The sequence below is a fragment of the Marinomonas sp. TI.3.20 genome (assembly GCF_038155025.1).
GTDB lineage: Bacteria > Pseudomonadota > Gammaproteobacteria > Pseudomonadales > Marinomonadaceae > Marinomonas > Marinomonas flavescens.
On record NZ_JBAKAS010000009.1, the window covers coordinates 96,136 to 109,354 of the forward strand.

11 protein-coding genes are annotated in these 13,219 nt (G+C 42.4%); 8 read left to right on the top strand and 3 right to left on the bottom strand.

Annotated elements, in window-relative coordinates; genetic code table 11:
- Positions 1 to 2 precede the first annotated feature (2 nt).
- Together ylqF and V6259_RS10890 are read right to left on the bottom strand one after the other, a co-directional pair.
- Complete coding sequence (gene ylqF / locus V6259_RS10885; protein WP_133010504.1) at positions 3 to 998, bottom strand: ribosome biogenesis GTPase YlqF; 996 nt, start codon at positions 996 to 998, stop codon at positions 3 to 5.
- Between the two features lie 270 nt (positions 999 to 1,268).
- Positions 1,269 to 1,856 carry an acyl carrier protein phosphodiesterase gene (locus V6259_RS10890; protein WP_341584529.1) on the bottom strand — a complete coding sequence of 196 codons (588 nt, stop codon included), beginning with the start codon at positions 1,854 to 1,856 and terminating at the stop codon, positions 1,269 to 1,271.
- A 369-nt stretch (positions 1,857 to 2,225) separates the two neighbouring features.
- Here V6259_RS10890 and V6259_RS10895 point away from each other — a divergent pair, with 369 nt between their 5' ends.
- From V6259_RS10895 to V6259_RS10920, 6 genes are all read left to right on the top strand, one after another.
- Entirely contained in the window at positions 2,226 to 3,689 is a 1,464-nt protein-coding gene (locus V6259_RS10895) for an ABC transporter substrate-binding protein (protein ID WP_338068558.1), read from the top strand.
- 93 nt (positions 3,690 to 3,782) lie between these two features.
- The gene (locus tag V6259_RS10900; protein WP_341584530.1) at positions 3,783 to 4,763 is read left to right on the top strand and encodes an ABC transporter permease; all 981 of its coding nucleotides are present in this window, start codon (positions 3,783 to 3,785) and stop codon (positions 4,761 to 4,763) included.
- Positions 4,760 to 5,698: an ABC transporter permease gene (locus V6259_RS10905; RefSeq protein ID WP_133010501.1), complete on the top strand. Its 939-nt coding sequence runs from the start codon at positions 4,760 to 4,762 to the stop codon at positions 5,696 to 5,698. The genes V6259_RS10900 and V6259_RS10905 overlap by 4 nt, the downstream gene beginning before the upstream one ends.
- Before the next feature lies 1 nt (position 5,699).
- Positions 5,700 to 6,701: an ABC transporter ATP-binding protein gene (locus tag V6259_RS10910; RefSeq protein ID WP_341584531.1), complete on the top strand. Its 1,002-nt coding sequence runs from the start codon at positions 5,700 to 5,702 to the stop codon at positions 6,699 to 6,701.
- Entirely contained in the window at positions 6,702 to 7,712 is a 1,011-nt protein-coding gene (locus V6259_RS10915) for an ABC transporter ATP-binding protein (RefSeq protein WP_341584532.1), read from the top strand. It abuts the gene before it with no gap.
- A gap of 37 nt (positions 7,713 to 7,749) precedes the next feature.
- Complete coding sequence (locus tag V6259_RS10920) at positions 7,750 to 8,685, top strand: LysR family transcriptional regulator (protein ID WP_133010498.1); 936 nt, start codon at positions 7,750 to 7,752, stop codon at positions 8,683 to 8,685.
- Between the two features lie 24 nt (positions 8,686 to 8,709).
- Here the strand turns inward: V6259_RS10920 and V6259_RS10925 are convergent, their stop codons facing one another.
- Complete coding sequence (locus V6259_RS10925) at positions 8,710 to 11,085, bottom strand: bifunctional diguanylate cyclase/phosphodiesterase (protein ID WP_341584533.1); 2,376 nt, start codon at positions 11,083 to 11,085, stop codon at positions 8,710 to 8,712.
- Between the two features lie 191 nt (positions 11,086 to 11,276).
- On the opposite strand from V6259_RS10925, the gene dbpA reads away from it, so the two are divergent.
- Together dbpA and V6259_RS10935 are read left to right on the top strand one after the other, a co-directional pair.
- Entirely contained in the window at positions 11,277 to 12,659 is a 1,383-nt protein-coding gene (dbpA, locus tag V6259_RS10930) for an ATP-dependent RNA helicase DbpA (RefSeq protein WP_341584534.1), read from the top strand.
- Positions 12,660 to 12,724: 65 nt separating this feature from the next.
- A complete protein-coding gene (locus tag V6259_RS10935) occupies positions 12,725 to 13,093 on the top strand; it encodes a hypothetical protein (protein ID WP_341584535.1) in 369 nt (122 codons plus the stop codon).
- The last annotated feature ends 126 nt before the right edge of the window (positions 13,094 to 13,219 follow it).

Genomic DNA, 13,219 nt, shown 5'->3' on the forward strand with positions numbered 1-13,219 from the left:
CCTCAATTATTCTCATTATTAGACTTAGCATGTGCTTGTTTTGCCTGCTCGTCACGGTACTTTCTATTTTTCTCTTGTTGGCGCTGCGGAATGGCCGCGGTCAACCTTGCTTGTCTATCCGCTTCTTTTTTCGCTTTAGCCTCTTCCACCAACAGCTCTTCATGAGCAATCATAGCTGGCGTTTCCATGACATAAGGGCCAATTGCACCAGTACGAACATCATGTAAAAAAACCTCAGCGGCTTTGTGCATATCGATTTTTCCACCAGCACGCAATGCGCCACGCTTCGAACCAATCACTTTTAGCACTTCAACAGGATCTACAGACAATTCTTTTAGTTTATAGCGTGTTTTTAATGAATCCGCATAATCTGAAATAAAGAACTTCAAACCCACTACCGCAACATCTTCGTAATTAATCGCCGTGGCTCTCACCGCTCCCGTCACCGCTAAACGATAACTGGCATCAGGATTTTCAATTTTAGGCCATAAAATCCCAGGGGTATCTAACAATTGAAAGCCATTGGTCACTTTAAGTTTTTGCTGAGATTTGGTAACAGCAGGCTCATCGCCCACTTTCGCCACTCGTCGACCTAACAAGGCGTTCATTAAACTGGATTTCCCGACATTCGGAATACCCGCAATCATCGCACGAATCGGTTTTTCTGCTGTGCCTCTATGAGGCACCATCTGACTAACCCATTGGCTGATTTTAGCTACATCGGCTTTGTCTTGTGTCGAGAAAGGATGCGCCATTACCGTTTCATTACCACGCCAATGATCTAGCCACAGCGATACTCGCTCGGAGTCTGCTAAGTCTTTCTTATTCAACAAGCGCAAGACCGGTACATCACCACGCAATGTATTCAACATTGGGTTTTGACTAGAGTCTGGAATGCGCGCATCCAACACTTCGATAACAATATCGACTTGCGTCATGACTTCTTCGATTTCTCGACGCGCCTTGTTCATGTGTCCTGGATACCACTGAACGCTCACCCCTAATTACCTCTCTAATCGCCATGTATTTTTCGGTTGCGAATTCTACCACAACTTACCTACAAACATTCATAAAATACCACTAAGTGACAAAGCAAATATATTCGTAAAAAACATCGTTGTTGATCATTTTCGTGATGTGAGTCAAAACGCTAATTTATCCTCACGATACAATCATCTCATCCTCAATATTTAGCCATACCACCCTGGGTACGGTTAAATGTCTTAAGGATGATCTCTCGATTGGGCTTCGGCCCATTGGCTGAGACTTTAACGAGTCTCGGCTTTTTTTGTTTCCTTTCCAACATATTCTAAAAGCTCAGGATATAAAGCCAAAAACACCGCCTCACCCTGCTGTATCACTTCCGGCAGTTCATCTAAAAAAGGCTGTAAATAGGCGCCATGACGCCAGCGGCGCATAATAGAGTGAATCGCGTTGCTTACCCCTTGCTCAGTCCCTAGCTCCGACAACCAATTATCTTGTTGCAAAGAATGAATCATTTCACGCAACCGATTAGGGCATCGATTTGCGTCTTTAGCCAATCCAGCGACCGCTGCTTGGCAAAAATCATCCAAGCTCATTAAAGAAAAGCGTGACCAGTACTGAATCAACCAATAATCCATGACAATGTCCTGCACAATCCCAGCAAAGCGTCGCCGACCACGACGTTCAACCGAACGATAAGCAACGCTTGCCTCATGTTCATCAACCATTACGTCTACTTTTTGGTGCAGTTGCCAACCTCGATGTAAATCGGGAGGAAGTTCACTCACAGTTACGGGGAAATCTCCCAATAAATTACCAGCCCAAGAGGTCTTGGTCTCATAAGCGATATGAAGATGTGCAAAATAATTCATTCACTGCCTTAAAATTATATAAAGAAGATTACTTCTTACTTAAAATCGCCCTATCAAGATGCCTACTATATTTTTACTCGATATTTTGTAATTATAGTCATTGATTAAATCCTCTAGTGTTAACAACGGGACCTATGTAGAAAGTCTAATCTAATGCAATTTCAGGGTTTGACCCAGGTACAGGCTTTAATGTTGAAATAGAGCCCTATGATTTTCTTCATTCGTATTCTTGTTTGTAGTAACCGAGACAAAAGCATGTTCACCAACGCGCAGACCTTCATAAAATTCTATAACAGGACCAAAAACATAAGAGCCTTTCTGCTTTTAATAATAACCCTGTTTACCTGCCAAACAGCCTCAGCCATTACCATGAGAATGGCGCTTGATGCAGACCCTGTTTCTCTTGACCCTCATGAACAACTTTCTGTGGGCACCTTGCAGTTTTCCCATATGGTATTTGATCCATTGGTACGCTGGAAACAGGATGGTCAAATAGAGCCTCGTTTAGCCACTCATTGGAAAAGCATCAACCCTACAACAACCCGCTTTTATTTACGAAAAAACGTTCGTTTCCACACCGGCAACCCGTTTACGGCCAAAGACGTTGTCTACACAATTCAAAGATTAAAACGATCTACAGATTTTCGCGCTATGTTCGATACGATTGCTTCTGTGGATATCATCGACAAATACACAATAGATGTTCATTCAAGCAGCACCAATCCGTTACTGCTAAATATAATGACCTATGTCTTTCCAATGGATAAAGTTTTTTACCAAGGTAGAGATGACATCATTAAATTTGGCAAAACATTCGCGTCTCAACATGCGTCTGGCACAGGCCCCTTCATCGTAAAAGAACGCGAACTCGGCGTACGCGTGGTTTTTGTTCGTAATAAAGATTATTGGGACACAAAATCAAAAGGCAATGTCGATAAAATAATCCTAACGCCGATAAAAGCAGACTCCACACGTTTAGCCGCACTGCTTTCCGGTGATGTGGATTTTATCTCGCCCGTCTCCCCTATTGACATTGCGCGAACTGAAAATGTTAAAGGCATACAAGTTATTGCATTACCAACGGCAAGTATTCTCTTATTGCATATGAATGAAAAGCGACGCAAAGAGTTCCGCGACGTTAGAGTCCGTAAAGCCATTAATTTAGCAATAAACCAATCTCTGATCGTCAAAAAAATCCTCAAAGGCTATGCGGTTCCAGCAGGACAACTCAGTGCCGCCAAGTTCCTTGGCCATGTAGATAGCATAAAACCTGAATATAATTTACCTGAAGCTCTCAGATTAATGAAAGAGGCAGGATATGAAAAAGGCTTTCGTGTCAGTATGATGGCGCCCAATAACCGCTACATGCAAGATGGTAAAGTCGCCCAAGCCATTGCCGCTATGCTTAATCGAATTCACATCACGGTTGATCTAAAAACATTGCCAAAAGCGCAATACTTCCAACAATTCGATGAGAGGTCTGCCGATATAATGATGCTGGGGTGGCAGTCTGATACTGAAGACTCTAATAATTTATTTGAGTTTATTATTGCTTGCCCCGATGCGAAGTCAGGCTTAGGTGCTTATAATGCCAGCGAATACTGCGCACCCAGTATTAACAAAGACATTGCATTAGCCAATCAAGAAATGAACCCGGAAAAGCGTGCGAAAATAATGCAAAAAGTGGAAATGAAAATTTATAAGGACTCTGCTGTCGTCCCTCTATATTGGCAAGACGATATATGGGCAGCCAAAGACAATGTTCACATTAAAAGCATTGTTAATGACCAAAACTACCCCTATTTTGGAGATCTTGTCGTAGATGAAAAATAGCCTAGTTAAAGCAAACGGCCAGCAATCAACCATGGTGCATTATTACCTAACACGTCATTGTGACGCCACCCTTCACAGGACTGAAAAAAGCTAATGTTTGTTTTTCTTCTTCGTCGTATTGCTCAAGCTTTTTTTGTAATGATTGTCATCAGTATCATTAGTTTTGCGATTCAAAATAAATTAGGTGATCCAGTTCAACAGCGAGTTAGTATGACTGTGTCACCAATCGAGCGTGCGCAATTAAGGCAACAACTGGGTCTAAACGACAGCTTCCTTGTCCAATATTGGCGCTTTGCTAAAAAGGCGGTACACGGTGATTTAGGCACATCTTATTACTACAAGGCACCGGTACTGGATGTTATCTTTAAAAAGCTTCCAGCAACGATGGAACTGGCCTTTTGCGCCATTATTATTGTTATATTCATCGCAACACCTTGTGGTATCCTCGCCGCCATCAAACCCAGAAATATTGTGTCTAAAATCGTAGTTGCTTTTAGCACCATGGGACTTTCTATCCCTATTTTTATCATTGCCATATTTTTAGTTTATATATTCTCGGTAAAGCTGCATATTGCCCCAAGCTTTGGCCGGGGTGAAACCACCAACGTCCTTGGTATATGGGACAGCGGATTATTTACAAAAGATGGATTACGACACTTAATGCTGCCCAGTATCACCCTAGCTTTTGCACTCATGCCAATTTTCGTGCGTTTGATCCGTGCCGAAATGATCGAAGTATTGCAATCCGATTACATTCGTTTCGCTTGGTCTAAAGGCTTATCTTCGCGTCGTATTTATTTTATCCATGCCTTGAAAAACACCATGCTCCCTGTCATCACAGTGGGAGGGATTCAAGCGGGGACCTTAATTGCTTATACCATTTTGACAGAGACTATCTTTCAATGGCCTGGCATGGGATTTCTGTTTATGGATGCTGTCAGCCGGGTTGATACACCATTGATATCAGCATACTTGATCGTGGTTGGTGGCATATTTGTTACCACCAACACCGTTGTTGATCTGATATATGGGCTCGTCAATCCTACCGTAAAACTAGCGAATCACGGCTTATGAGGCATTTAAAGAAAGACATCATCCCGCCATTACAAGAAAGCCGTTGGAGCCATATATGGGCAGGGTTTCTGGGCGACAAACTCGCCACCTTGTCATTGGCTATTTTGGTTTTTTATTGTTTGGTTGCCATTTTTGCACCGTTACTTGCGCCTTATAATATCAACAGCCCTAATTTCATGGATTTAACAAATGCTGAGATAGCGCCCAGCTGGATCAGTGGAGATGAACGGTTTTTACTCGGGACAGACGACCAAGGCAGAGATATGTTATCTGTGGTGCTATATGGCACGAGATTATCTCTTACCATTGGCATTTGTGCTGTTTTGATTCAAATAACCCTAGGTATCTGTATTGGCTTAATATCCGGTTATCTTGGCGGTCGCATTGATAACTTCCTCATGCGTTGTGCAGATATCCAGCTGTCATTTTCCACCATGATGGTCGCCATTGTTTTCTTAGCAGTATTTCAGGCGCTTTTTGGTATGGATATGTACCAACAACTCGCCATGATCATGCTTATTTTAGTCATTGGTCTGGCTGAGTGGCCATTATTTGCGCGCACCATTCGAGCCTCTGTTTTAGCGGAAAAACAAAAAGAATATGTGGATGCCGCGCGTATCATGGGCATTAGTCCAAAACGAATTATGTTTAAACACATTTTGCCCAACACCCTCACTCCCGTTTTAGTTATTTTCACCGTTCAAATTTCTAACGCTATCGTTGCCGAAGCCGCTTTATCCTTTTTAGGCCTTGGTATGCCAGCCAGTGATCCATCATTAGGTGCTCTTATCTCTGTGGGATTTAACTACATGTTCTCTGGGTCATGGTGGATTTGCATTATCCCAAGTTTGACGCTCATCATTTTAATTTTAGTGATGAACATGCTCGGTGATTGGCTGCGCGACCACCTTAATCCAAAAACGTACAGAGACTGATATGAATTTGCTAAGCGTCAACAATTTGCACGTGAACTTTCATATCAAAGGCCAAGATTTGGCTGCACTGATTGATGTAAGCTTTACCCTTAATCGTGGCGAACGTATTGCTATCGTTGGTGAATCTGGAGCAGGAAAATCCATATTAGGCTTCTCCATTGTTAATTTAATCGACAAACCCGGCTATATAAAATCAGGCTCGATTAAATTACAGAACAAAGAAATTACCACCATGACCCCGCGTCTACTTCAAGAAGTTCGGGGCAAGCGTATCGCGATGATTTTTCAAGACCCGATGATGACTCTTAACCCAGTGCTAACCATCGGAGCGCAACTCGTTGAGGCCATTCGCAGCCATACCCGAATCTCTTTTAAAGACGCTCGGAACATTGCTATCGAAAAGCTCCACGGCGTACAAATCGCCTCTCCCGAAAAACGCTTTAATCAGTATCCTCATGAATTGTCCGGTGGTATGCGACAACGCGTCATTATTGCTATCGTTTTACTATTAAACCCAGACATTATCATTGCGGATGAACCAACCACCGCCTTAGATGTGACGATTCAAGCTGAAATCATTCAGTTGTTATTGGATATCTGCCGTGATAACAGCATGGCATTGCTATTAATTAGCCATGACCTTGGCGTTGTTTCTCGAGTCGCAGAACGCACTATTGTTATGTACGCAGGCCGCGTAGTGGAAGAAGGCCCCACTCTTGAGGTTATCAATGATCCACAACACCCTTACACTCAAGGCTTGTTGAATGCCTTACCTCAAATGGCGCTACCGGGCCAACGCCTTAATCAAATCCAAGGTAATATGCCGTCATTAAATGAGCGCCCTACTGGTTGCGCATTCCACCCTCGCTGTCCATACGCAACCGATAAATGCCGTCAACAGCAACCTGACTTTATCCAAAGCGGAGTCTCCAGCGTGGCTTGTTTCATGGTAGAAAATATGATTACCGAATTTGAACAAAATACGGACGAGGAGTCACTGTAAATGTCCACGCCTTTAATTCAAATAAGTCAGCTTGAAAAATCTTTTTCCACCAACGAAAGCTGGCTTAGTCAATGGCGAATAGACAGTGGCAAGCTAAAGCGCAAAAAAGACAGCGTGCATGCACTTAACGGCATAAACCTAACCATAAATAAGGGTGAAACCTTGTGTGTTGTGGGAGAAACTGGTTGTGGAAAATCGACACTCGCTCGTGTCATCATGGGACTAACTCCCGCTACATCTGGCGAAGTTCATTATCAGGACCAACGCATTGATCATCTCAATGATCGTCAACGCATGCTGTTCCGCCGTCGCATGCAAATGATTTTTCAAAACCCTTATGCATCACTTAATCCACGCATGACGGTTTACCAAACATTATATGAGCCAATTTCATTCCATAACCCCCAACTCTCTACCGCACAGGTCGATGAGCAAATACAAACACTATTAGAATCTGTTGGTATTTCAGCTTCGAGCATTGATGACTATCCCCATGAATTTTCCGGTGGCCAGCGTCAGCGCATCAGCATCGCACGAGCGTTATCCGTTGAACCTGATTTCATCATTGCCGATGAACCTCTCTCTGCACTGGATGTCTCCGTTCAAGCGCAAGTACTCAACTTGATGATGGACAAACAAGAAGAGCGAAATCTAACGTATTTATTCATTACACATGATCTGGCCGTCGTGGAGCACTTTGCCACTCGCGTCGCTGTCATGTATTTAGGAAGAATCTGCGAACTCGCCAGTACTCGAGTTTTATTTAGCGCCCCTAAACACCCCTACACTAAAGCGTTGTTGTCGGCCATTCCTCGTCTAGATAACAATACAACACAACCTATTCGTCTAATTGGAGAAGTGCCAACACAAATGGACAATCCAATTGGTTGTGTGTTTCAAGCCCGTTGCCCTTATGCAAATCAACGCTGCTACACAGAGTCTCCTAACATGATCCGTCAGACAGATAACAGTTCGGTGGCGTGCCACGCTGTGGATGAGGGCCGCTTATGATCCATCTATCGATAGGCATTCACTGTACGGAGGTCACATGGAAGTAAGATGGCTTGATGACTTTATTGCGCTCGCAAAAACGCGACACTTTTCACGTGCAGCGGATGAACAAAATGTCACCCAACCAACCTTCAGCCGTCGTATCAAACTGCTTGAAGAAGAAATGCGTGTTACCTTAATTGACCGAAATACCCTGCCACTGTCTCTTACCCCAGCAGGCGAAGTATTTTTACAAAGCGCAGAGCTAATTACACGCCAACTTAGAGACACCAAAGAGCGTTGCCAAGAGATACGCAAACAAGAAGAATCTCAAATTCGCTTTATTGCGACACAAACCCTGTTCCTAAGCTTTTATAAAGATGCCATTGCGCCCTTCTGCGAAAGCATCGGCATGGAAATGGACGTCAATATGAAATCGAGCTCTTGGTTAGGTATCGATTTTGTTAATGCTTTAGTCAATCAACAATGTGACTTAATGCTTTGCTATTGGCACCCTGCTATTAACTTTATTCGGGCTTTAGATGAAGAGCAGTATGATTATTTGGTCATCGGCGAAGAAACGCTAATTCCTTGCAGTGTTACCGATGAAAATGGCGAGCCGAAATACAGTTTACCTGGCATGAAACGCAAGCCGTTGCCGTATATTGGCTATTATGAGAATTCTTTTTTACAACCAATCATCAGTCACCACCTGCAACGCCAACGTGAAGTTCCACAATTACAAACACTGAACGAGAATTACCATTCGATCAGTGTTAAAGCGATGGTTAAAGAAGGTTATGGTATAGGTTGGGTACCAAAGAGGTTGATGAAAGATACATTAAGCTATGGAAAAATTGCATTAGCAGGAGAAGAGAATTGGCATATTCCGCTGGAAATACGCCTTTATCGTTCACGCTTAAACCTCAACCCAAACCTTAATCAGCTTTGGGAAAGTTTAAAAGAAAGAATGGCGCGCAATAATACTCTTTAACCCTAAAAACGCACGGTTTTTAGCCTAGCCACCAAAGCTATCGCTATCGCCTTGTTTCTCGTTGAGCGCGACTATCATAGGGTCACTGGCCATAGAATTGGCACCTAGTGCTTTACTAAATAAATACCCTTGGCCTATATCACACCCGTATTCTCTTAGACGCTCCATTTGATCCACTCGAGTAATCCCTTCTGCAATTACTTTAAGGTTAAGCTCGTGACTTAAATTGATGATCGCTCTAGTGAGGGCATCGTGATCACTATCTTCCATAAAATCACGAATAAATACCTGATCAATTTTAACATAATGAAAGGGTAAATCTTTTAAATAACTCAAACTCGAATAGCCAGTACCAAAATCATCAATCGCAAGTTTAATGCCCAATTTACTGACTTGTCGTAGCAACTCAGCGCAGCCTTTGGCATCCTCAATTAGAATAGATTCAGTAACCTCAATTTCTAATAAACTAGGATCAATCTGATACTTATCCAACAATGAAAGCAGATGAGATAAGAAATTAGGACGTTTTAGCTGTGCAGCAGAACAATTGATCGCAATAGGAGGAACTTGAACGCCTTGTTCCTTCCAAATAACTAAATGCTTAAACGTCTGCTCAAACACCCATTCACCCAACATCAGAATAATGCCAGACTGCTCTGCGATGGGAATAAATTCCATCGGCGAGACAGTACCTAACTCGCTATCTTCCCAGCGCAATAAAGCTTCCATACCAACACATTCTTTTGTGTTTAAATCCACTTTAGGTTGGAAATGCAATTCAAGTAAACTATTTTGAAGCGCATAACGAAGTCGCGTTTCAATGCGCATATTTCGGGAAATTCGCGCCCCCATAGCACCATCATAAAAATAGTAAGTTGCCCGTCCAGCGGATTTTGCTTCATACATCGCCATATCGGCGTTTTTAATGAGTGTTTCAGCATCCTGCCCATAATCTGGATAAAGTGCAGCACCAATTGAACAACCTATGTTCAAGGTTCCACCTTCGACAAAATAACTTTGGCTAATTTGTAGGATGACTTCCCTACATAGACGCTCTAGAAATACGCATGCTTTTTTATCGTCTAGTACCATTAATACTAAAAACTCATCCCCCCCTAATCGACCAATAATAGCCTTGTCGGGTAAAACAGATTTTAAACGTTGCGCTACTTTTACTAAAAGCTTATCCCCAGTCTCATGACCGAAAGCGTCATTGATTGCTTTAAAGTGATCAAGGTCTAAGAAAAAAACCACTAACTTGTTCGCGTTCAACTCACAGGTTTTAATCAGCTCATCGAGCTCTTTCTGAATTTTATAGCGACTGTACAAGCCCGTTAATCCATCGATTTCAATTTTCTCATTGGCTAAAAGCAATGTCTGATTATAAGCATTCGATAGCAAGCGCACATACCAACTTAATAACAGAGCCAGTAAAGTGAAAAGAATAAGCGCCCCTAATATTAGCGTCCAATCAATCAACCCTAAAAGGTCTGAGCTATTGCGAGTATCTACTCGCCAATTTCGGCCACCATAATAGATATCGGTTGTATTAAAATGTCCTTTTTCCCAATGACTTATATGCTCTGCATTGATATTGATATCAGTTCTTGAGTCTGCAAACCATACTGGGGGCTGACTACCCTCCGTAATATCCGCTATCCGATAAGCGACGCCTCTTATACCCGGCACATTAAGCTGTCTCACCAAACCATTTACTTCAAAGATAATGCCTACAATGCCATAAAAACCAAACTCATCCGTCACTCGATTTTTTATGTTATCCAGTGGTATATAAATAGAACGCCTTAATGCAAATGACCTCGTTTTTTGTTTAACACCCTCAGATGAAAATGTGGGCAATTCAGACATTTCAAAACCTTGGTAGCTTCTAATTTGTTGAATAACATCGCGATTAGAGTAAGTGTCTGACAGTAGATCAAAACCAGGATTAGTAAAAAATGGATAGCCGTAAGTTAACGGTAGATATTCTTTTCTTATTTCAGATGGCGTAATCTGGAACGCTGACAATCCCGCCAAACCTTGTTGCTGGGTAACATAAGTATCACGCTGAGAATGTGGCACATATTTCGCGAAATACACTCGTAAGGTATTATTTTTTTCTGTTGCCTCAAGCTGTCGACTAGCTCGTTGAAAAATAGGATTGGTAAGCGGCTCATCCATAGACTGGATCATAATCGCAACGCCCGCTACTTCACGTCCGTATTGCGCTAACGCATCTTTTAAACGTGTAATAAATTGCTCAGTAGCAATATTTTCATCCAGCATAAGATGCTGCTTTTCTTCGTGATAAAGAGCAAGACTCGTCACCACACCACAGAAGAAAACGATACTAAATACGATAAGATACGCGTTTTTTACATAACGTTTTATTTGAGTCATTAGCCACCCAGCTCGGTAATTTCCACGTTCATTCAAAAAGCTCGTTCCCTGTAAAGCAGCGTCTTTTTATATTACTTATAACTTTACTCAAAATGACGCATCGACACACCTTATTATTTGTAAAAACCAACAACAAAAGTCCTTTTCTGTTATCCTTACCCCCTATTTATTCTACTATAGACAGGCCTTTTGTGACCCAGTTTTCTCTCTCTTCAGACATTGTTCTGCCGCCTAAATTAATCGCACTCCTTACGGACATGGGATTTACGGCTTTTACACCTATACAGGAGCAAAGTCTTCCTACCATTATTAATGGTAAAGACATTCTAGCTCAAGCTCAGACAGGGAGCGGAAAAACATTAGCGTTTGCCATCGGTCTTTTGCTTAAAATTAATCCACGCTACTTTGGTGTACAAGCTTTAGTCATGTGCCCAACACGTGAATTAGCAGACCAAGTTTCCAAAGAAATTCGTAAAGTTGCGCGCTACTTAGAAAACATTAAAGTGCTTAGTCTATGTGGTGGTATGCCATTTGGCCCACAAATAGGCTCCTTAGAACACGGGGCTCACATCGTTGTGGGTACACCGGGGCGTTTAATGGAACATTTGCGCAAAGGCACATTAAAATTAAACGCACTGAGCACGCTAGTTTTAGATGAAGCCGACCGTATGTTGGACATGGGCTTTGTTGATAGCATTCGCGAAGTGGTTGAACTCACACCCAATGATCGTCAAACATTATTGTTCTCTGCCACTTACGGCGACACGATTGAAGCCATCAGTGCGGAATTTCAAAATAACCCGATTGCCGTTAAAGTCGAAGAACAAGAAGATTTAAAACCTAATATTGAGCAATTCTTCATTCGTAGTGAAAACGCAGTAAAATGTGAGACGTTATTAGCTGCTTTACAACACTTTGATCCACGCCAAGTCATTGTTTTCTGTAACACTAAAATTGAATGTCAAAAAGTGGCAGATTGGCTAGGCGAACACAAAGTGGCCGCTCAAGCGATTCATGGTGATTTAGAACAGAAACAACGTGATCAAGTATTAGTCCGTTTTAGTAATCAAAGTAGTTGTGTTTTGGTTGCTACTGACGTCGCTGCTCGCGGTATCGACGTGAAAGAAGTGGATCTCGTTGTCAACTACGACACGACCCGCGACACAGACGTTCATACTCACCGAATTGGTCGAACCGGTCGTGCTGGCGCCTCTGGTATCGCAGTTAACCTTGTGACCTCTAAAGACGACTACAAGATCCGCGACATAGAAACACGCTTTGGTATTCAAGCTAACTATGTGGAATTAGAGCCTCTTGATCCTATCTATCGCTTAGTCCCTAATAAAGCCACCATCGCGTTTGATGCTGGCCGTAAGAGCAAACTGCGCCCTGGTGATATTTTAGGGGTACTAACCGCTGGTATTGGTCTGGATAAATCTCAAGTGGGTAAAATTGATATCTTTGATTTTCAAGCCTATGTCTCCGTGGAAGGCAAAGAAGCCAAACGCGTTGTAAAAGAGCTAGAAAACAAAAAAATCAAAGGTCGCAACATTCGTGTTCGCATCTTGAACTAAGCACCACACTCAGTCTCTAAACTGAGTAAATAGATGCTATAAAATAGAAGTGATAAATAACAACAATGCTCGTTAATAACCAGCCATTCTGGCAATCGCCAACAACACAACTTATTGGTTTTGTTGCTGGCTGGTTGTTAATCAGTATAGTGACCTTAACACCAATGGAGCAGCTTCCAGCGGTAGCAGGATCGGACAAACTTCATCATGTACTGGGGTTTTCTGGATGGTCATTATTATGCGTTTTCGGCCCTCGAAAACGCTTCTTCATCATGGCGCTGTTTATTTTTCTATGGGGTGGCGCTATTGAACTTATTCAACCCAGCGTAAATCGACATGGGGAATGGGCAGATTTCGTTGCAGACGGAATCGGTGTATTACTAGTGACTCTTGCTGCTCTTATTTACTCTCGCTTCTCCCAAAAAACACCATAGGTTCTCCGTTACAAAAGCAATGGCAACGGACACTTCATCACCTTATTTCCCTCAAAACACAGAAACAAAGACACCACAATTAGTTAACGATCTAACCCGTACCAGTCAGGCTACCTAAAGCACTCT